General features: G+C 66.3%; 14 protein-coding genes and 2 tRNA genes. 11 read left to right on the plus strand and 5 right to left on the minus strand.

All coding sequences use genetic code 11. The features are described 5' to 3' along the window. Positions 1-12: 12 nt before the first annotated feature. From G3N98_RS24610 to G3N98_RS24625, 4 genes are all read right to left on the minus strand, one after another. Positions 13-1566 (minus strand): sugar ABC transporter ATP-binding protein, encoded by a 1554-nt coding sequence (locus G3N98_RS24610; protein WP_089425244.1) that lies wholly within the window; start codon positions 1564-1566, stop codon positions 13-15. Then, positions 1553-2800 carry an ROK family protein gene (locus tag G3N98_RS24615; RefSeq protein WP_089472678.1) on the minus strand — a complete coding sequence of 416 codons (1248 nt, stop codon included), beginning with the start codon at positions 2798-2800 and terminating at the stop codon, positions 1553-1555. Before G3N98_RS24615 ends, G3N98_RS24610 begins: the two co-directional genes overlap by 14 nt. 367 nt (positions 2801-3167) lie before the next feature. Beyond that, positions 3168-3254: transfer RNA gene (locus tag G3N98_RS24620), tRNA-Leu, on the minus strand. Between the two features lie 394 nt (positions 3255-3648). Continuing rightward, positions 3649-3735: transfer RNA gene (locus G3N98_RS24625), tRNA-Leu, on the minus strand. Between the two features lie 680 nt (positions 3736-4415). Here G3N98_RS24625 and G3N98_RS24630 point away from each other — a divergent pair. After that, positions 4416-6713 (plus strand): CHASE2 and HATPase_c domain-containing protein, encoded by a 2298-nt coding sequence (locus G3N98_RS24630; protein ID WP_241026064.1) that lies wholly within the window; start codon positions 4416-4418, stop codon positions 6711-6713. Positions 6714-7387: 674 nt separating this feature from the next. On the opposite strand, the gene G3N98_RS24635 is transcribed toward G3N98_RS24630, so the two are convergent. Further along, positions 7388-10333: a glycosyl hydrolase family 18 protein gene (locus G3N98_RS24635; RefSeq protein WP_206149452.1), complete on the minus strand. Its 2946-nt coding sequence runs from the start codon at positions 10331-10333 to the stop codon at positions 7388-7390. Between the two features lie 308 nt (positions 10334-10641). On the opposite strand from G3N98_RS24635, the gene gbpA reads away from it, so the two are divergent. From gbpA to G3N98_RS24685, 10 genes are all read left to right on the plus strand, one after another. Beyond that, positions 10642-12102, plus strand: a complete 1461-nt coding sequence (gene gbpA, locus G3N98_RS24640) for an N-acetylglucosamine-binding protein GbpA (protein WP_089472681.1) — start codon at positions 10642-10644, stop codon at positions 12100-12102. A gap of 272 nt (positions 12103-12374) precedes the next feature. Further along, a complete protein-coding gene (gene gspG / locus G3N98_RS24645; RefSeq protein ID WP_089425248.1) occupies positions 12375-12815 on the plus strand; it encodes a type II secretion system major pseudopilin GspG in 441 nt (146 codons plus the stop codon). Beyond that, entirely contained in the window at positions 12790-13311 is a 522-nt protein-coding gene (locus G3N98_RS24650) for a lytic transglycosylase domain-containing protein (protein WP_206149453.1), read from the plus strand. Before gspG ends, G3N98_RS24650 begins: the two co-directional genes overlap by 26 nt. Next, positions 13308-14492, plus strand: coding sequence for a type II secretion system F family protein (locus G3N98_RS24655; RefSeq protein ID WP_206149454.1), 1185 nt, complete (start codon positions 13308-13310; stop codon positions 14490-14492). The genes G3N98_RS24650 and G3N98_RS24655 overlap by 4 nt, the downstream gene beginning before the upstream one ends. A gap of 54 nt (positions 14493-14546) precedes the next feature. After that, the gene (locus G3N98_RS24660) at positions 14547-16181 is read left to right on the plus strand and encodes a GspE/PulE family protein (RefSeq protein ID WP_089472683.1); all 1635 of its coding nucleotides are present in this window, start codon (positions 14547-14549) and stop codon (positions 16179-16181) included. Next, positions 16162-16932: a hypothetical protein gene (locus G3N98_RS24665; RefSeq protein WP_241026065.1), complete on the plus strand. Its 771-nt coding sequence runs from the start codon at positions 16162-16164 to the stop codon at positions 16930-16932. The genes G3N98_RS24660 and G3N98_RS24665 overlap by 20 nt, the downstream gene beginning before the upstream one ends. After that, complete coding sequence (locus G3N98_RS24670; RefSeq protein WP_089472684.1) at positions 16929-17459, plus strand: hypothetical protein; 531 nt, start codon at positions 16929-16931, stop codon at positions 17457-17459. The genes G3N98_RS24665 and G3N98_RS24670 overlap by 4 nt, the downstream gene beginning before the upstream one ends. After that, positions 17456-18010: a hypothetical protein gene (locus G3N98_RS24675; protein ID WP_089472685.1), complete on the plus strand. Its 555-nt coding sequence runs from the start codon at positions 17456-17458 to the stop codon at positions 18008-18010. The genes G3N98_RS24670 and G3N98_RS24675 overlap by 4 nt, the downstream gene beginning before the upstream one ends. Continuing rightward, the gene (locus tag G3N98_RS24680) at positions 18010-18486 is read left to right on the plus strand and encodes a hypothetical protein (RefSeq protein WP_241026066.1); all 477 of its coding nucleotides are present in this window, start codon (positions 18010-18012) and stop codon (positions 18484-18486) included. The genes G3N98_RS24675 and G3N98_RS24680 overlap by 1 nt, the downstream gene beginning before the upstream one ends. A 31-nt stretch (positions 18487-18517) precedes the next feature. Beyond that, the coding region (locus G3N98_RS24685; RefSeq protein ID WP_206149456.1) for a secretin N-terminal domain-containing protein at positions 18518-20416 on the plus strand (1899 nt) is incomplete at its 3' end.

Below are 20416 nucleotides of genomic sequence, written 5' to 3' on the forward strand. Positions count from 1 at the left end.
AAAGGGCGAGCCTCAGTGCGCGTCGGCGAGTTCGGCCTGCGAGCCGGTGGCGAGCGCGATGATGGCTTCCTGCGTGATGGGCGTCTGCGTGTAGCCGCCGAGTTCGCCGGCGATCTCGCCTTCGCGCATCACGAGCACGCGGTCGGCGACACCGATGATCTCCGGCAGTTCGCTCGAGATCACGATCACGCCCACGCCGGCCCGGGCCAGTTCGTTGATGATCCGGTAGATCTCGGATTTCGCGCCGATGTCGACGCCGCGTGTCGGCTCGTCAAGGATCAGCACGCGCGGCTTCGTTTCGAGCAGGCGCGACAGCAACACTTTCTGCTGGTTGCCGCCCGACAGCGCGCCGACGTTGACGTTCGCGTTCGGCACGCGGATCGACAGCGACGCAATGGCGTCCCGCGCGCGTTCGGCGCCGCGCGCGAGATCGAGTGCACCGAGCCGCGCATCGCGGTTGCAGACCGAGATGTTGATGTTGTCGCGCACGCTCATGTCGAGGAACAGGCCCTGGCGCTTGCGGTCCTCGGTCAGGTAGACGAGGCCCGCGTCGATCGCGTCGCGCGGCGAGTGCGCGCCGAACGTGCGTTCGCCCACCTTCACGTCGCCGCGCACACGTGGTTCGGCGCCGAAGATCAGCCGCGCGAGTTCGGTGCGGCCTGCGCCGACGAGCCCCGCGATGCCGAGCACTTCGCCGGCGTGCAGGTCGAGGCTGCAGCCGCGCACGCGTGCGCCGTCGGCGATGTCGCGGACCGACAGCAGCAGGTGGCCGGGGTCGTACGGTGCGTGTTCCTTCTTGTAGAAGCCTGAGATGTCGCGGCCGACCATCATCGCGACGAGGCGCTCGGCCGACAGCGATGCGCGTTCGAGCGTGCCGACGTACGCGCCGTCGCGCAACACCGACACGCGGTCGGAGAGTTCATAGATCTCCGCCATCCGGTGGCTGATGTAGATGATCGCGAGACCTTCCTCGCGCAACTGGCGGATCAGGCGGAACAGGTGCTCGGTTTCGCGCGACGACAGCGGCGTGGTCGGCTCGTCCATCACGAGGATGCGCGCCCGGGTGTGCACGGCGCGTGCGATCTCGACGAGTTGCTGCTCCGCGATCGACAGCGTGTCGACGAGCGTGTCGGGCCCGAACGATGCGCCCAGGCGCGCGAGCACGTCCTCGCAGCCGCGCGCCATCGCCGCGCGGTCGATCGTGCCCCAGCGCCGGTTGCCGCGCCGCAGTTCGCGGCCGATATAGATGTTTTCCGCGACGCTCAGGTTTGGCGACAGGCACAGTTCCTGGTAGATCACCGCGACGCCTGCATCGCGCGCGGCAAGCGGGCCGTCGATGTCGATGCGGGCTCCGTCGATCAGGATCTCGCCGCCGGCGTCGGCACGGTAGGCGCCCGACAGGATCTTCATCAGCGTCGATTTGCCGGCGCCGTTTTCGCCCATCAGCGAATGGATCTCGCCGGGATAGACGGTCAGGCTGACGTTGTCGAGCGCGCGCACGGCCGGGAACGTCTTGCTGATCCCGCGCATCTCGAGCAACGGACGGGGCGACTCAGATCGCGACATGGTTGACCTCCTGCGAGTCGGTGCGGGCGCCCTTGAGGATGCCGGCCCGCGGGGAGAAGTTGAAGAACATCGGCAGCGTGGCCGCGCCGATCGCACCGGCGTCGGCGCCGAACGTGCCGCGTACGAGCACCGGCGTGCCGCGCGCTTCGGGCGCGGTGGCCACGAGCGCGGCGCGCAGGCGCGTCGTGACCGCGTCGAGCAGGCCCGCGTCGGTATCGGCGTCGAGCACGACCACCGGCGCGTCGACCACGCACAGCACCGCGCGCAATGCCGGCGCCAGCGCGTCGACGCAATCGTCGATCCATTCGTCGACGGCGGGCAGGCCGCGGGCGATGCATGCTTCGAGATCGGCCCGGTTGTCGACCGTTTCGCCGTGATGGCGCAGATGGCGCACCAGCGCATGCAGCGACGCGCGCGCGAGCAGGATGTCCCACGGGCCGCGTGGGGGCGGCGCGGAAGCCAGCCGGCTCGGCGGCACGGGAATCACGGCGATGTCGCCTGCATTGCCGGTCACGCCGCGCAGGCAGTCGCCGTCGATCGCGATGCCGCCGCCGATGGCCGGCCCGATGAACAGGTAGACGAAGTCGTCGCACTGCCGGCCGTATCCGTAGAACAGCTCGGCGATCGCGGCTGCGTTGCCGTCGTTTTCGCCGAATACCGGAAGCGACAACGCGCGACCGAGGTCGGCCGCGAAATCGACGTCTTCCCACGCGCGGAACGTGTCGGGTGCGAGGCCGAGTTCGCGCATCCACGCACCGAGGTTGTAGGGCTGCGCGACGCCGATGCCGGTCAGGCGGGCGCGCTCGTGGTCGGGGAGCAGGGCCTGCATCGCGTCGATGTCGTGGCGGACGATCTCGAGCACGTCGGCGGGCGGCGGCAGCAGCGTGTCGTGCGAGCGGCGGCCGAGCACGTCGCCGGCGAAGTTGACGAGCGCCGTTTCGATGCGCATGCGGTCGAGATGGACGCCGATGCCGAACGCGCCGCGCGGATCGAGGCGGATCAGCGAGGCCGGCTGGCCGCGTTGGCCTTCGGTGCGGCCCGCGAATTCGATCAGCTTCGCATCGGCGAGCGACGCGATGATGCTGCCGACTGCCGTTCCCGTCATGCTCGCGAGGCGGGCGAGGTCGGCCTTCGACGCGCTGCCTGCGCGGCGCAGCGTCTTCAGCAGCAGGCGCTCGTTGTAACGGCGCACGTTGGCCGAGTTGCTTCCCTGGCCGAAGTGCGGGCTTCTCATGGCGTCTCCTTCCATGGTGCGCCGTCTGGCAGCGCATTAAATAAATCACGTTGATTTATTTAACCGCGCGTACGGCGGCGTGTCAGCCTAGGGAAATCCCGGTTTCGATGGCGGCGGGACGCTGGTGAGAGGTGTTCGGAATCGGGGATGGATCGCGGTGATCAGAAAATCGGGCGCAGGTGGCTTGAGGGGGGAGTACGAGCGTGTGGCGCCGGGTTGTTGCCGAATTTGCCACTGCCGTTGGAGCTCGCTGGCACCGGGTGCGCAAACCAAAGCGACTGGTTTGCTCTCTGGGATGGGGAAGGTGTGTTTCCGGCGCCGGAAATGAAAAAAGGCCGGCTAGAAGCCGACCTTTTTATAAAACAGATGGTGCCCAGGAGAGGACTCGAACCTCCACGATGTTGCCACCGCTAGGACCTGAACCTAGTGCGTCTACCAATTCCGCCACCTGGGCACGTTTCGCTTGTTGCTGCATCGCGAAAGAACGCAATTATAGCGCGTTCGAAGAGGCTGTCAACACAATTTCAGGTCGCGAACGAAAATAATTGAGCACGCTGTTCGGTCGGGCGAAGGAGGGGGAGGTGGGTATGCGAGCCGCTTGCATGTGCGGCGACGCCATCTTGCGATTGACGCGTATTTTCGGCGCCGGAAATGAAAAAAGGCCGGCTAGAAGCCGACCTTTTCAAAAACAGATGGTGCCCAGGAGAGGACTCGGTCACACAAGCGCGACCCCGGCTGCGCTTGCAAGCGCAGCCTTTCGAGTCCTCACGCAAAGCGCGCAGGCGCTTTGCTTCCTGGGCTTGAAATGAAAAAAGGCCGGCTAGAAGCCGACCTTTTTATAAAACAGATGGTGCCCAGGAGAGGACTCGAACCTCCACGATGTTGCCACCGCTAGGACCTGAACCTAGTGCGTCTACCAATTCCGCCACCTGGGCACGTTTCGCTTGTTGCTGCATCGCGAAAGAACGCAATTATAGCGTGTCCGAAGAGGCTGTCAACACAATTTCATCGAAAGCGACGAAAAGTGTTCACGTCGAACGGTCTGCCACACACTGGCCGGCGCCGGCCAGTCTCGCTGCGAAAATTCAGCCCGACGCCGGCTTCGTCTCGACGCGCGTCGGCAAACCATTCGGTCGGGAAAAACGTGTTGCGAAATTTCCCGCCGTTCATCAAAGTTTGGCAGGATCGCTTCACGGGTGAACCACCAGGGCAAACAACCGCATTGTCTGCACGAACTCACCTGGGATCGAAGGTCCCGAACGGGTCGCACCGGCACGGTATCGACGCGTCCTGACGACCGTCCGAATGGTAAATATTCGGACGAGTCCGAAACGAAATAGAAACCATATGGGACAAGGTCTAATTGGACCCGGTGCCTAATAAAAATCGAGATAGTTCCGGCAACATGGCGGCATTGGAACCCGCGGCAGCATGCCGTGCGGTTGCCTGTTGAGGGACCCGGGGCCGCCTGAGCGCAAGTCGCATGGCGGGATCGCGAGCGCGACGAAAAATGTGGCCATGGCCGCAACCATGCAGGAAGTGCGCGACTGCAACGAACTCGGGCGAATAAAACAATAACGTGGACCAAACCATGCCTGACTGGCTCAATCGAGTCTTGAAAATTGCAACATCCGTTCGACCTGCCGTATGGCCGCTCACGGCCGGCGCGGTGTTGCTGGCAGTGCTCAGCTGCACGCCGACCGCCGAGGCGTTGCTGTCGCCGCTCGACCGTTTGTACTGGAACCTGGTGGTGACCGGCGTCGATCACGGGGATCGTGACGAGGTCGTCGTCATCTCGATCGACAAGAAGACCATTGCCGAACTCGGCAGCGGCGAAAGCTATGCGCGCACGTCCCATGCGCAGGTGCTCGATCGGCTGGGTGCCGCCGCGAGTGTCGTGCTCGACATGACGATGTTCAGCGCGGCGTCCGGCGATCGGCCGCTGGCGGGCGCGATCGCGCGGCAAGGGCACGTCGTGCTGCCTGCCCACGTATCGCAGGAGGCCACGCGTGCCGACACCGTGCTGTTGCCCGAGGCGCGGTTGCGTGCCGCGGCCGCGGCCATCGGCCAGCGCAGCGTGATGCTGGGCAGCGACCATCTGGTGCAGGGCATCGTGCCTTATATTCACGCGGACAACGCGGAGGCGGAACTGCCGCACGTGGCGCTGGAGGCGATTCGCGTGGCGGGCGCGTCGCTGCCGGCCGGGGACGTGCGTCACCAGGTGCAGGACCATGTGTCGAATCTGGGGCACGTCGAGACCGGTTCGCTCGCGCTGTTCCTGCCTGCGCGCTTCGACCTCGATCGCTATTCATACGTCGACGTGCTGAAAGGGCGCATTCCCGAGTCGGCGTGGCGCGGTCGCATCGTCTTCATCGGCGACGCGATGTCGGACCTTTCCGGGGTGTACGACCTGTCGACGTCGGAAGGGGGGCGGCTGCGGCGCGTCGAGGTCGATGCACTGGTGACGCAGGCGCTGCTCGATGGCCGCATTCTGCGGCGCGAGCCGGCGGCGATCCAGGTTGGCGTCAGCGTCGCGGTCGCGACGGGAATGCTGCTGATCTGCATGCTGGTGCCGGGCTGGCGCATGTACGCATTCGCGATCGCGTGGATGGCCACGTTCGTCTCCGTCTCGCTGGTGCTGCTGGTGCATTGGTCGTACTGGATGCCGCTCGGGCCGATGTTTGCCGTGTGCGCGCTGATCTTCGCGTTCTGCGGCTGGCGGCGTGCCGGCAGCCTGCGGACGTTCATGCTGAAGGAATACGGGCTGCTGCACCGGCTGGCCGGCAAGCATGCGTTCGCCGGCTTGCCGCACGCGGCGGGCGCCGATGCCGAGCTGCCGAGCGCGGACGAAGTCGAGATCGCGATGCAGCAGATTCGCGCCTGGCAGACGGCCTATGTCGACATGATCGAGACGTTGCCGTATCCGATCTTCGTCGAACAGCACGGCCGGATGCTGCTGTGCAACGCGGGCGGCCGCGCGATGCTGGAGACGTTCGACACCGAGGGTGACCGCGACGCAGCCGTCCGGCACGTGCTGTCGATTGCGCACGACGAAGTGCAGATCGCGAAGGCGAGCGGCAAGATTCACTCGGCGGAGCTGACGCTGAACGGGCGCACGCAGATGATGATGGTGACGCCGTTCGGCGACGGCGAGCAGCATCGTTCCACGGCGAGTATGATCTGCTTCGTCGACATCCACAACATCAAGGCCGCGGTCGAAAGCGACCGGCTGACGCTGCGACACATGGCGCACGACCTGCGCAATCCGCTGTCGACCGTGCTGTCGCTGCTCGAGGAGCGCAACCGCGCCGACGGCGCGACCGACGAGGATTTCCTGACGGACCTGCACAAGCTGGTGGACTACAGCCTGCGCGTCGCACAGGATTTCACGCAACTGTCGCGCGCCGAGCATCTCGACACCCGAGCCTACGTGGCCGTGTCCGCCAACGATCTGGCGACGGAGGCGGTCGATCATCTGTGGCACAGCGCGAATGCGAAGCGAATCCGCGTCGAAGGCCCGCATTACGAGGGCGACGACGTGTTCGTGTCCGGCAATCGCGACATGCTGCTGCGTGCGCTGACCAATCTGCTCGACAACGCGATCAAGTACTCGGACGAGGAGACGGTGGTCGACGTGTGGATCGCTGCCGACGATCGGCAGGTGACGATGACGGTGCAGGATCAGGGGATCGGCATCCCCGCCGACGCGCTGCCGCGCCTGTTCGAGCCGTTCTTTCAGGTCGACGGCTCGCACCGCGACGCCAGCCGCGGCGTTGGCCTCGGCTTGCCGTTCGTGAAGGCCGTGGTCGTGCGCCATGGCGGCTCGATCGACGTGACGTCGACGCCGGGGCAGGGCAGCCGCTTCATCGTGCGCTTGCCGAGAACCGCTGCGGAAGCGCTCGAAGACGCGTGAGCCGTGCCGGGCCGCAACGGTAGCGCGGCCGCCAGCTTCGTCGAGGTCGGGTAGAGATTGAACCGGATGGATGGAAAGCCGGGCCCTGTATCGCACAAGGGCCCGGCTTTTTTGCGTTCGGGCCCGGCGAGTGGCGCGACACGGCGGATGACGAGACGGGCGTGCCTGTCGGTGCTTCGGACTGCGTGACGATCGCGCCGTCCCGGGGCGGTGCCGACCTGACGAGACTTGCGGATGGAGGCTCGTCGCCGAGAACCGCTCGATAGCGGACGGTGCGGCGATGGCCTGGCACGTCGGCACGAGAGACGAAGGCGCGGGGGCCGCGTGTCGTCTTCCGGCGCGGAACTGGCGTCAAGCAGGACTCCGATCCCGCAGGCGCGGCGCGGCCACGGACGCGAAACAGAGGAAAGGTCGAGGACGCCATCGACATGACGCGATGACACCGGGGCGACGTCGATCCTGGCGGTGGCGTTTGCGGTCCGCGCATTCCTTGCCCATTGCCCGCACCTTCACAACCGTCCGCAGCGTTGCGGATGCCTATCCGCCAACCGAAACCCAAACGAAAACGCCCTCGCGCGAGGCGAGGGCGATATCGGCATCAGCCGTTGTGCGTCGGAAGACGCGGGTTCGGACTGACCGGGGCGCCGCGATGGCGCCGCCGGCCGGACCGGGCATTACTCCTTGTGTTCATCCCATGCCTGGTCCCACGCGGTGCCCTTGCCCGGCTCGTACGCCCAGGCTGCCATCGAGCACCAGTTGGTGTACGGGAACGGCTTGCAACGGAACAGCTTGCCGTTATTGGAAACGATGTCGCCCGCGTTGTACTTCGTGCCTTCCTTGTACTGCGGGTGGTTGCCACCGCTGCCGCCACCTTCGCCGCCGCCGTTGCCGGCGTTACCACCGTTACCACCGCCGCTTTCGCCACCGCCGCCTTCGCCGCCGTTACCGCCGTTGCCGCCGCCGTTACCGCCGTCGTTGCCGTAGAGCGTCCACGCGTCGTTCCACGCGAAGCCCTTGCCCGGCTCATACGCCGTCGGCGCGCCCGAGCACCAGCCGCTGTTCGGGAACGGCTTGCACTGGTAAAGCTTGCCGAGGTTCGACACGATGTCGCCGGCGTTGTACTGCGTACCGGCCTTGTACGCCGGGTACTTGCCGCCTTCGCCGCCACCGTTGCCGCCATTGCCGCCGCCTTCGCCGCCGTTACCGCCGCCCGCATCCTTGGCCTTCACGAGGACGGTGTGCTTCGCGGTGCTCGACAGCTTGCCGTCGCTGACCGTGACCGAGAACGTGAACGACTGGTCCTTCGCGAGCGTGGGCGCGTTGAAGTTCAGCTTCGCGCCGGCCGGCGTCGCCTGGATGCCGGTCGGGACGTTCCACTTGAAGCTCAGCTTGTCGCCGTCCGGATCGGTCGATTTCTCGGCCGACAGCACGACAGCCTGGCCGGCTTCAGCCGTTGCCGGGCCCCCGAGTTGCGCGACCGGCGGGCGGTTTTCCGCCGGCGGCGGTTCCACGGCCGTGTCGGCCTTGGCGGTCACGACGACTTGCGCGCTGTCCTTCAGGCCGGCCGGATCGGTGACCGTCACGCGGAACGTGTACTTCGTGTCCTGCTTGACCGACGGAATGTCGACGCTTGCCTTCGCGCTCGTCGCGTTGGCGAGCTGCAGCGGCGCGCCGGCGACCTGTTCCCACTTGTAGGTCAGCTTGTCGCCGTCCGGATCGCGCGACTTCGACGCGTCGAGCGTCACCATCGCCGGCCCGGTGACGGTCATGGCGGCGCCGGCGTTTGCGATCGGCGGATGGTTTTCCGCGCCGCCGCCTTCATTGCCGTGGCCGAGGCCCTTGTGCATCGCATTCAGGATGTCGCCGTTGTCCGAGTCGATTTCCCACGAGAACAGGCCGCCCAGCTGGTGTGCGCGCACGTAGTCGCCCTTCGCGAGAACGGAGCGCTCGTCGTCGAAGGTGAGGAGTTCGCCGGTGCTCTTGTTGAACACGTACGGTGCTTCGGCCGTCTGGTCGTAGTGGTACTCGTAGCCGTTGATGCCGGCGTTGTTCGGCCCGATCATCTCCGCCTTGAGTTTCTTGTAGTCGAGGATGCCCGGCTCCCACTGACCCTTGTGCGCACCCGTCGCCGTGCCGGTGAACGGATTGCCGTCGGCATAGCCGTGTACGCCGGTCCAGCCGCGGGCATAGGCCGCCGCGCCGACCACGAGCTTCTTCGGATCGACGCCCTGCGCGAGCAGCGCCTTGATCGAATTGTGCGTCGTGTACGCGGTGTCCGGCTTCCAGCCCGGGGCATACAGCGCGGTCTGGTGGCCGAGTTCCTTCAGACTGAACGCACCGTAGAAGTCGTACGTCATGTCGAAGATGTAGTCCATGTACTTCGTGGCTTCCTTGTAGTTCACCACGTCGATCTTGTCCTTGCCCGCGCCGATCGCCGACGTCAGTTCGTACGTCCGGCCGGTTTCCTGCGACAGCTTGTCGAGCATCTGCCGCAGTTCCTTCATCAGCGTCACGTACAGCGGGCCGTCCTTCACCGGATCGCCGAGCGACGGGTTCACGCCCTTGCCGCCGGGGAATTCCCAGTCGATGTCGACGCCGTCGAAGAACTTCCACGTGCGCAGCAGCTGCTCGGTCGAGTCGACGAACACCTTGCGCTTCGCCGGGTCATGCAATTTGAAGAACGGATCGGACAGCGTCCAGCCGCCGATCGACGGCAGGATCTTCATGTTCGGGTTGCGTTTCTTCGCGGCCATCATCTGGCCGAGCACGCCCTTGAGCTTCGAGTTCGCGGTCTGGCCCGGCAATGCCTTGGCCATTTCACCGTAGGTGTCGTGGATCGCGACGCTGAAGTCGGGCAGGCCCTTGCAGCTCTGCTGAAGCGTGTTGAACGAGCCCGGCAGGTCCTTCGCGAGCGAGGCGTTCACGTCCGCGCCGCCGCAGATCGGGATGAAGCCGTACAGCATGTGCGTGAGGTTCTCGACCGGCACGTTGTCGACGTTGAACTTGCGGTCGTAGATCGACCAGGTCGCGAAGTACGTGCCGACCACCGAGCCGGACGTGTTCGCGTACGGCTTGTGGTTCTTGCTCGCGTTGTTCGGCAGATCGTCGGCGAGCTCGGGAATCGTGTCGAACACGACCACGTCGAGCGGGGCGCTGTCGGTCGCCGCGCCGTTCGCGTCGATCACGCGCACCTGCATCTTCTTCACGCCGGGCGTCTTCACGTTCGCGACCACCTGGCCGCTCTGGGTGCCGCCGGGCGTCATCTTCACTTCGGACGTGGCGTCGACGACGCCGTCGACCAGCGCGACCGCCTTCACCGCGGTGCCGTTGCTCCAGATGTCGAACGGCAGCGGTACGTCGACCTTCTTGTTCAGCTTGACGATGTCCTTGTACGGCGCGACGCCTGCCTTCTGCATGTCGATTTCGACGAAGCCGTGCGGCTGCGAGGTGATTTCGTACTGTTTGAGGCTGGGTTTGCCGGGTGCGGCGAATGCGGCGTTGGCAAAGCTGAGTGCGCTGGCCGCGGCGAGTGCCGCATAGGCGATGTGCGTGCGGCGCAGCGAGCGGCGTCGAACCACGAGATCAAGAGTCGGTTTCTTCGAATTCAATTTGATAGCCATCCATCCTGGTGTTGAAAAAAGTGTCGCGAATGCCAGCGCATTTTTCTTCGTGGATGGCGGGGCGGCAACGAATCTCAATGCAATCTAAACGCGGGCCGGTCAGCGCGGGACATGCCTATGTCAGGACTGCGGATGACTCGGCAGGGAATCGTTTAGAGATCGTTGAGGAAGATTCTCGATCGAAAGACGCTTGCCGATACTTCACTCAGCGTTTCGTCAGCAGAACATGCGTCACGCCATTCCGGACGTTCGAACGCGATCCGTCGAACGAAGCCAACCCTGACCAACTTTCAACCAAACGAAATCAGATGAGAACCCGAACTGCGAAAAAGACCCTCTTTACCCTGTCGCCGCTCGTTGCCTGCGCGTCGATGTTCTTCGCCCAGGCCGCATTCGCGCATGGCTACCTGTCCGAGCCGCCGTCGCGCGGCCTGCTGTGCAGCGCGAAGTCGGGGAAGATCGAAAACTTCAACTGCGGCTCGGTTGCCTATGAGCCGCAAAGTATCGAAGGCAAGCAAGGCTTCCCGGCAGCCGGCCCGAAGGACGGCGAAATCGCGAGCGGCGGCGTGACGCAGTTCAGCGAACTCAACGAGCAGTCGGTCGATCGCTGGAAGCAGACCAGCATCAAGCCGGGCGCGCAGAAGTTCAAGTGGACGTTCACCGCGGCGCACGTGACGAAGGAATTCAAGTACTACCTGACGAAGCAGGGCTGGAATCCGAACGCGAAGCTCACGCGCGACCAGTTCGACCTGAACCCGTTCTGCACGGTCGACGGCGGGATGAAGAAAGCCGACGAGATCGGCCCGCACAACTGTACGATTCCGGCGGACAAGAAGGGGCATCACGTGATGCTGACGACGTGGCACGTCGGCGATACGGCCGGCATGTTCTACAACGTCGCCGACCTGAACATCACCGACGACGGCGGCGCGACCGATCCGGGCAAGCCCTCGTGGTCGAATGTCGGCAGCATCGCGCCGATCATGGACCTGAAGGCCGGCGACAAGGTCACGAACCGCGTGTTCAAGTCGAGCGGCGAAGTGCCGTCGATGAAGACCACGGTGACGATCGGCTCCGCGCAGCAGGGCGAACGCAACATGTGGCCGATGCTGCTCGCGAAGGAAATCAACCGCGTGCAGTCGGCGAACCTGATGGCCGGCGTCGAGCGCGACGGTCGCATCGAGCCGTCGCTCGGCAAGAACGACGTGTTCTCGAAGAAGGGCAGCGGCATCGTGCGCACCGAGACGACGATCGATCACCAGCCGGAAAGCGGGCTCGACGAAGGCTTCAGCATCTCGAACAACGGTGAATTCAAGATCCAGAACGGCAAGGCGACCGCGAAGTTCTTCCTGAAGTTCAATCACGCGAAGGACACGAACGTCAACGTGAAGGTCTATGACGCGTCGAATTCGCTGGTCGGCTCGAAGTCGTCGACGATGCGCATGCAGGGCGACGTGAGCGTCGACATCGCGAACGCGAAGGCCGGCCAGCACACGGCCGTGGCGACGTCGCAGATCGAAGGCGGCACGCTGAAGCAGGAAACCACCACGTTCAAGCTGACCGGCGACGCGGGCGGCGGTGAAGGCGCGCAATGCCAGGCCGAGTGGAAGCAGGGCACGGCCTACACGGGCGGCGCGAAGGTGCAGCACAACGGCCGCACGTACGAGGCGCGCTGGTGGACGCAGAACGAGGTTCCGGGCAGCCCGGCCTCGACGGGTGCGGACCACACCGGCAAGGTGTGGAAGGACCTGGGCGCCTGCGCCAAGTAACGACCTGAACGGGCGTTGAGACGAGCCGCACGCAGCAATGCGTGCGGCTTTTCTTTTGGTGTCGGCGCGTACCGCCCCGCACCTTGAAAACCTTATTGATATTTCGTTGAGGAAGGTGGTGGCGCAGGGCGCCCCCCGGGAAAATGACGTCATCGATCGGCGCTTTCCTTCAATCGAATACGCATCAGCGAAAGCGCGATTCACCTGCCGTCTGCGATACGACGGCCTCCGGCCGCGATGCCGCGCCGGGATCTCTACCGAGGGCATACGACGTGAAACCGAACTATCTGAAATGGACGAAACGACGGGGCCAGAAGGGCTTCACCCTGCTGGAGCTGCTGGTCGTGCTGCTGATCATTGCGCTGCTGGCCGGCTATGTCGGACCGAAGCTCTTCTCGCAGGTCGACAAGGCGAAGGTCAAGTCGACGGAAGCGCAGATGAAGACGCTGGGCGACGCGGTCTCGCAATTCCGGCTCGACATGGGCCGCTATCCGACGGCCGACGAAGGGCTCGACGCACTGGTCGCGGCGCCGCAGGGCACCGACGGCTGGAACGGCCCGTATCTCGCGAAGGCCGTGCCGAAGGACGGCTGGGGCCGCGTGTACCAGTGGAACGTGCCGGGCCGCGACGGCGAAGCGGAGATCGTATCGCTCGGGCGCGACGGTCGGGTTGGCGGGAGTGGTCTCGATGCAGACCTCGTCTACGGCATGTAAGGGCCTGCGTCGCTGGGTGGCCGCGGTGGCGCTGTTCGCCGCCGGCACCTCCGGCGTCGCTGCCAGGGATTGCTGGACCTGGGCAGGCGAGCAGCATGGCATCGATCCGCTGCTGCTCGTCGCGATCGCGAAAGTGGAATCGTCGATGAATCCGCGCGCGATGAACTGGAACCGGAACGGCACCTACGACATCGGGCTCATGCAGATCAACAGCACGCACCTGCCGCGTCTGGTCAAGGTCGGCGTGACGCACAAGCGGCTGATCGACGAGCCGTGCACGTCGATTGCCACCGGCGCATCGATTCTCGCCGATTTCATCGATCGGCACGGCTATACCTGGAACGCGGTCGGTGCGTACAACGCCGGGTCTTCGCCGAAGCGCGAGCCGGCCCGCAAGGCCTACGCGACCAAGGTCTGGAAGGAATACCGGGTGCTGACGAGCGATCGTGAAGCGAGCCTCGCGAAACTCGACGAATGGCGGAGGACGTCGCGATGAACACGTTTCGGGTACGGGTGCTTGCCGACGGCAAGGTCTCGCAGCAGACGGCCGAAGGGGCGAGCGAGACGGAGGTGCGTGCGCGGCTCGCGGCACAGGGCTGGGTCGTGGTCGAGATCCGGCGCGAGGCGGGCTTCGGGCGCCGCCGCGCGGCGCCGAAGTTTGCGCTGACGCTGTTCCTGCAGGAGTTATCGACGCTGCTCGATGCGGGCCTCGTGCTGATCGAGGCGCTCGAAGCGCTGCGCGACAAGGCGGATTCGGGCAAGGACGCGAAACACGTGATCGACCGGATTCTCGCGGTGATGGTCGAAGGGCAGCCGTTGTCGAAGGCGCTGGCGCAGCAACCGGCGATCTTTCCGCCGCTGCTCGTCGCGACGATCGAATCGTCGGAGGGCAGCGGCCAGTTGCCGGTCGTGCTGAAGCGCTACCAACAGTACGAAGTGCGAATCGAACAGGTTCGCAAGCGCGTCACCGGCGCGCTGATCTATCCGGTCGTCGTGATCGGCGTGGGTATCGCGATCCTGCTGTTCATGGCGTTCTTCGTGATTCCGCGCTTCGCGGTGGTGTTCGAGTCGCTGGCCACGCTGCCGGCGACCGCGCAGGCGATGCTCTGGTGGGCGACCCTGCTGCGCGAGAACGGCATGGCGGTCGGGCTGGCGGTCGTGGCGTCGTTCGTCGGCATGGGGCTGGCGGTGCGCTCGGCGGCCGTCAAGCGCGCCGCGCAGCGGCTGATGTGGCGCGCGCCGAAAGTGCGCGACATCTGCGCGCTGTTCGCACTCACGCGGTTCTACCGGACCGTCGGCCTGCTGATCGCGGGCGGCACGCCGGTGATCGTCGCGCTGGAGCTGTCCGGCAAGGGGTTGCCCGAGCATTTCCGCGGGCGGCTGGCGGCGGCCCTGACCGACATGCGCGCAGGGCGTCCGGTCGCCGCCGTGCTCGCCGCGCATGCACTGACGACGTCGGTTGCCGAACGGCTGTTGCGCGTCGGCGAACAGAGCGGCGACCTGGGCGGGATGTGCGAACACATCGCGCAGTTTCATGACGGCGCGCTCGACCGCGCGATCGAGATGCTCAGCAAGGTCTTCGAACCGGTGCTGATGCTGGCGGTGGGCGCGACGGTGGGCGCGGTGGTCCTGCTGCTCTACATGCCGATCTTCGAATTGGCCGGCAGCGTCGGATAGCGATCCGGGCCGACCCGGCTCTCGCGATCCCGCTGACCAACAGGAGAAAACTGAATGAAAACGGAACACATCGCTCAACGCTGGCAGTCGGAATCGGAGGCATCCGGCGTTGGCTTCGCGCAATACGTCGACGGCCTGCTGAGCGGCGACGCATCGGTGCTGGCCGAAGTGGCGGCCTGCCTCGGCGTCGACGCGGTCGACGCGCAGACGCTGCAGGCGGCGCCGACGCGCTTCGACCTGCTGCCGCTGCACGATGCGCTGACCTGGCGCGTGCTGCCGATCGAGCGCGACGGCGCGGCCTGCGTCGTCCTGGCCGATCCGTTCGCGCGCCAGGTGCGCGACGAACTGCTCGCGCGCTTCGGCGCACAGCCGGTGCAGATGGCGATGAGCGTGCCGGGCGAGGTCGAGCGGCTGCTCGGCGACGTCGAGTCGAACGAGCGTCTGATGGACGATGTGACCATCGACGCGCAGGGCGATTCGCTCGCGCAGGCGATCGAGTCGATCTCGCTCGCGAGCATCGCGAAGGACGAAAGCCCGATCATCCGGCTCGTCAATACGACCCTCTACGACGCGCTGCAGAGCCGCGCGAGCGACATCCACCTCGAAGCGGTACCCGACGGCCTCGCGATCCGCTACCGGATCGACGGTGTGCTGCAGTCGATCCGTCACATCCCGGGGCTCGAGACGGCCGCGCAGACGCTGTCGCGTCTCAAGGTGCTGGCGGCGCTCGACATCGCGGAAAAGCGCGTGCCGCAGGATGGCCGTTTCAAGGTCGTGATGCAGGGCCGCGAGATTGATTTCCGCGTGTCCATCATTCCCGGCACCTATGGCGAGAACGCGGTGATGCGCGTGCTCGACAAGTCGCAGCGCGGCGACAGCGTGAGCCTCGACGTGCTCGGCTTCGACGCGCAGACGGCCCGGCGCGTGCGTGCGCTCGCGCACCGGCCGTACGGGCTGATGCTCGTGACGGGGCCGACCGGCAGCGGCAAGTCGACGACGCTGTATGCGGTGCTGTCGGAAGTCAACACCGGCGACGACAAGATCATCACGATCGAGGACCCGGTCGAATACGAACTGAAGGGCGTGCTGCAGATCCCCGTCAACGAGCGCAAGGGGCTCACCTTCGCACGCGGGCTGCGCGCGATCCTGCGGCACGATCCGGACACGGTGATGGTCGGCGAGATTCGCGACGAGGAGACCGCGTCGATCGCGGTGCAATCGGCGCTCACGGGCCACCGCGTGCTGTCGACGGTGCACGCGAACGACGGCTTCAGCGTGATCGACCGTTTCATCTACATGGGCGTCGAGCCGTCGACGTTTCTCGAGGCGCTGAACGGCGTCGTGTCGCAGCGGCTGGTGCGGCGCATTTGCGAAAGCTGCGGCGGCGCGGCGGCCGATGGTGCCGATCTGGCGGGTGCGTCGCTCGACGACCTGAAGCACGTGGTCACGCCCGGCGAGGGTTGCGAAACCTGCCGGGGCACCGGTTATCACGGCCGGATCGGCCTCGCCGAAGTGCTGACGCTCGACGCGGCGATGAAGGCCGCGTTGCTCGAGCGTTCGATCGAGAAGCGCGCGCAGGCGCTCGCGGACAACGCCGACTACCAGTCGATGCGCGATGCGGGCCTCGCCGCGATTCGCGCGCGACTGACGACGTTTCAGGAGGTGCAGCGTGCGATCGCCGTGGAATAACGTGTTCGCAGTGCTCGACGCCGACCGGCTGCGCGTATGGGCGAGCGACGACTGGCGCGCACGGCGCGCCGGCGAGCCGCGGATCGTCGTCGCGCACGACGGCGCGCCCGCCGAAGCGCTGGCGCAGGTGCTCGGCGACCTGCCGAAGGCGCGCCTGCCGATGCTGAACCGCGTGCACGTCGTCGCGGGGCATCCGTGGACGCATGGCGTCGTGCTGCCCTGGCAGGACGGGCTGGTGTCGGACGCCGCGTGGGACGGTTATGCGCGCGCGCTGTTCGCCGCCCGTGCGCAGCGCGGCGCGCTGCGGATTCGCCTCGAAGGCGGGCGGCGCGGCCGCGCGCAGCTCGCGGTGGCGGCTTGCGACACGTTGCTCGTGTCGCTTGACGAGATGTGCCGCGCAGCCGGCTGGCGGCTCGTCAGCGTGCGCGACGCACTGTCGGTTGCGCTCGCCGCGCATGCGAAGCACCTGGGCGGCGACGACTACCGCTATGCATTGCTGCAGCCGCGCGTCGTCACGTGCGTGTTCCGGCGTGCGGGCGAGTGGGCCGACGTGGTCACGCTGCCGCGCGCGGGGGGCAGCCGTCTTGACGACTGGTTCGCGGCCGCGGCGTTGATGGCCGGACAGCCGCTCGCCGGCGCGGCCTTCGCGAGCGCGCTCGACGGCACGCTGCCGAGCGCGGCCGCCGACGGCGTCACGTTGCTCGACGACGACATGGGCCAGGCCGTGCTCACGCAGGAGGAGCCGGCATGAAGCGCCTGAATGAACTGGATTTCGCGGCGCCTCGCACGCGCGTCACGCCGTGGGCGGCCGTCGCGCTGTGCTGCGCGCTGCTGACCGGCGCGTTCGTCGCGAGCGAGTGGTCCAACGTCGAGCAGTTGCGCGACGAGGTCGACAGCATCGAAAGCCGCATCGACCAGCGCCAGCGCGCGATCGAGCGCGAGCAGCGCCGGCAGAAGAACATGACGGCGGAGGAGCGCCGCATCGCGCGCGTGCTCGACCAGCAGCGCACGAGTGCGACCGGCGCGGGACCGGCGGTGGTCGACTGGATCGAGCAGGCGTGGACGCCGCAGATCGCGCTGAAGCTGCTGACGGTCGACAAGGCCGGACAGGAAGCGCGCCTCGAAGGCGGTGCCGCGCATCTGTCGCACATCTACATGTTCGTCGACCGCCTGAAGGACCGCCACCCCGACCGCAAGGTCCGCCTGATGCAGCACCGGACGAAAGCCGAGGACGGCAAGAACATTTTCTATTTCAGCCTGAACATCGAACACCCATGACGAACCTGAAATCAATCGACATGACCGCGCTCGCCGAGCGGCTGCGCTGGGGCGCCTATGCGGCGTCCCGCAAGCTGGGCATGCCGGGGCTGGTGGCAGGGGGGCTCGTCGTGGCGCTGATCGGCGTGCACGCGTGCTACCTGCAGCCGGGCGCCGAGCAGCTCGAAGCCGATCGCGACGCGCGCACGAAGGCGCTGGCCGCGCTGCCGAAGCCGGGCCAGAAGGCCGGTCCCGGCGGCATGACGCTGCAGCAGGTGCAGCAACTGCGCAGCACCGAGCAGGCGTACTCGATCTTCCAGATCCTGTCCCAGCACGGCATGGAGCGCAAGCACGCGACCTATCGCCGCGAAGTCGAGGTGCAGGGCAAGCTGCGCCGGCTCACGATCAACGTCGCGCTGTCCGGCAGCTATGTCGGGCTGCGCGAAGCGATCCGCGAGATTACGCAGCAGCCGATGGTACGCATCGAGGGACTGTCGGTCGAGCGTGAGCGGATCGACAGTCCCGACGTGATCGCCGACCTGCGGGTCAGCCTGCTGGGGCCGGATGCATGATGCGCGCGCCCCTGATCCCGATCGCGGCCGCGCTCGCGCTGGCTGCCGCGTGCGTCGCCGGCGGCAGCGCGGCGAACGAAACGCACGAGCTGGCACCGGTCGTCGACCTTTTTCCCGCGCAGAGCTGGGCGTCGCTCGGCGCGGAGACGGCGACCGACGCCGAGCCGCCGCCCGACGCGGCGCCCGAGCCCGACATGCCGCCGCTCGACACGCCGATCGACGCGCCACCGGTTGCGTCGGCGCCGTTCGACATTGCCGGCGAGTGGCGCGAGAACGGTCATCGCATCGTCGTGCTGGACGGCGCGGGCAAGACTTTCCTGCTGTGCGAATCGCGTTGCGGCGTGCGTGACGCGGTGCTGCCGGGCGGCGAGATCGCCGAAGGCTACCGGCTGAAGAAACTGGGCAAACAGGGCGCGGTGATCGTGACCCGTGGCAGCAGCGATATCGAGCTGTCGCCGCCCGTCCCGACTCCATGAACCCCGATTTGAACCTGTTCCGAACACCATCATGAAACGTAAACTCAGTCTTTTGCTCCTGATCTCGGCGCTCGCGCTGACAGGATGCGCGAGTACCCCGTTCAACGCCGCGCCTGCCGCCGCCACGACACCCGCCGAGCGCCTCAGCACGCTGCAGCAGCAGAAGCAGGCCGCGCCCGACGACATCGCCCTCACCACCGCCGTCGAGGGCAGCCGGCAGGAGTATGTGCGCGCCGAGCTGAAGGCAGCCGACCGCCAGGTCGCGCAGGGCAACCATGCCGCCGCGATCGACCACCTGAACAACGTGCTGCGCGAGGAGCCGGGCAACTTCAAGGCCAGCCAGTCGCTCGAGCAGGTCAAGCGCCGCCAGCAGATGTCGGTCGATCTCGCGCGCGCGCAGCGCATCGGCGGCGAGAAGCCGCAGGAAGCGCTCGAGATCGTGCGGCGGATTCTCGCCGAGCAGCCGAACCATGCGGACGCGAAGCGCCTGCGCGATACGCTGCTGAATCAATCGCAGGCCGGTCGCACGGTGCGCCCGCAACTGGCCGACGCGCTGCGCAAGCCGGTGTCGCTCAACTTCAAGCAGCAGCCGTTGATGAACATCTTCGACGTGATTTCGCGCGTGTCCGGCGTGAACTTCGTGTTCGACCGCGACGTGGATACCAGCCAGGCCGCGACGCTGTTCGCGGAGCGCACGACCGCCGAGGACGCGATCAACCTGCTGCTGCGTACCAACCAGCTCGAGAAGAAGGTGCTCGACAAGCACACGCTGCTCGTCTACCCGTCGCAGCCGGACAAGGCGCGCACCTATACGGAGTTCGCGATTCGCACGTTCTTCCTGTCGCACGCGGACGCGAAGTCGGTGATGGCCGCGCTGCGCCAGATGATCAAGCCGAAGGACGTCTACGTGGACGAGCGCGTGAACGCGGTCGTCATGCGCGACACGCCGGAGACGATCCAGGTCGCGGAGCGTGTCGTGATGGGCCTCGATATCCCGCAATCGGAAGTGACGCTCGACGTGCAGGTGCTGGAGGTCAACATGAACGACAGCCTCGATCTGGGCGTGCAATATCCCGGCAAGGTCCAGTTCAACGCGCTGGGCAGCGTGGAAGGCGGTGCGCTGACGCTCGGCGACCTGCTGCGCCTGAATCGCGATCGCGTCGGCGTGTCGAGCGAATCGGGCGGGCTCGCGCTCGCGATCGACATGTTGCAGAAGCAGGGCAAGACCAAGACGATCGCGAATCCGAAGATCCGCGTGCGCAACATGGAGAAGGCCAACATCAAGATCGGCGAGCGTGTGCCGATCGTCACGACCACCAATGCGAACGGCGTCGTCACCGAATCGGTCAGCTACCAGGACGTGGGCCTGATGCTGAAGGTCGAGCCGCGCATCAGTCTGAACGAGGAGGTGAGCGTCAAGGTGAACATGGAGGTCAGCAGCATCCTGTCGAAGGAAACCACGAAGACCGGGCTCGTCGCCTATTCGCTCGGGACGCGCAACGCGGAGACGCTGATGACCGCGAAGAACGGCGAAACGCAGATCCTGGCCGGCCTGGTGAAGCGCAATGAAAGTGAAAGCATCGCGGGGCTGCCGGGCATGTCGGGCCTGCCGGTGCTCGGCCGGCTGTTCGGCTCGAACGGCCGCAGCAGCGAGCGTTCGGAGATCGTGCTGCTGATCACGCCGCATATCGAACGCAATCTCGACCTGCCGACGTCGGCGGTGACGACGTTCCTGTCGGGCACCGAGTCGCGCGTGACCACCGAAGCGCTGACGCTCGAGTCGGCACGCGCCGTGCCGGCGCGGATGACGTCGTCGGACGGCCCGGACCTGAACGCGCCGATCGAGCCGTCGAAGCCCGCGGCCAACGATGTGGGCGCCGAACCGGCCAACGCCGACGCGGAACCGCAAGCGCCGGCGCAGGCCGAGCAG

The sequence above is a fragment of the Burkholderia sp. Tr-20390 genome, assembly GCF_017104595.1.
Lineage (GTDB): Bacteria > Pseudomonadota > Gammaproteobacteria > Burkholderiales > Burkholderiaceae > Burkholderia.

What these genes read in the sequence shown, in the direction of transcription:
- G3N98_RS24610 (WP_089425244.1), bottom strand. Translation starts at nt 1,566, where the DNA reads ATGTCGCGATCTGAGTCGCCCCGTCCGTTGCTCGAGATGCGCGGGATC.
- G3N98_RS24615 (WP_089472678.1), bottom strand. Translation starts at nt 2,800, where the DNA reads ATGAGAAGCCCGCACTTCGGCCAGGGAAGCAACTCGGCCAACGTGCGC.
- G3N98_RS24635 (WP_206149452.1), bottom strand. Translation starts at nt 10,333, where the DNA reads ATGGCTATCAAATTGAATTCGAAGAAACCGACTCTTGATCTCGTGGTT.
- gbpA (WP_089472681.1), top strand. Translation starts at nt 10,642, where the DNA reads ATGAGAACCCGAACTGCGAAAAAGACCCTCTTTACCCTGTCGCCGCTC.
- G3N98_RS24650 (WP_206149453.1), top strand. Translation starts at nt 12,790, where the DNA reads ATGCAGACCTCGTCTACGGCATGTAAGGGCCTGCGTCGCTGGGTGGCC.
- G3N98_RS24655 (WP_206149454.1), top strand. Translation starts at nt 13,308, where the DNA reads ATGAACACGTTTCGGGTACGGGTGCTTGCCGACGGCAAGGTCTCGCAG.
- G3N98_RS24660 (WP_089472683.1), top strand. Translation starts at nt 14,547, where the DNA reads ATGAAAACGGAACACATCGCTCAACGCTGGCAGTCGGAATCGGAGGCA.
- G3N98_RS24670 (WP_089472684.1), top strand. Translation starts at nt 16,929, where the DNA reads ATGAAGCGCCTGAATGAACTGGATTTCGCGGCGCCTCGCACGCGCGTC.
- G3N98_RS24675 (WP_089472685.1), top strand. Translation starts at nt 17,456, where the DNA reads ATGACGAACCTGAAATCAATCGACATGACCGCGCTCGCCGAGCGGCTG.
- G3N98_RS24680 (WP_241026066.1), top strand. Translation starts at nt 18,010, where the DNA reads ATGCGCGCGCCCCTGATCCCGATCGCGGCCGCGCTCGCGCTGGCTGCC.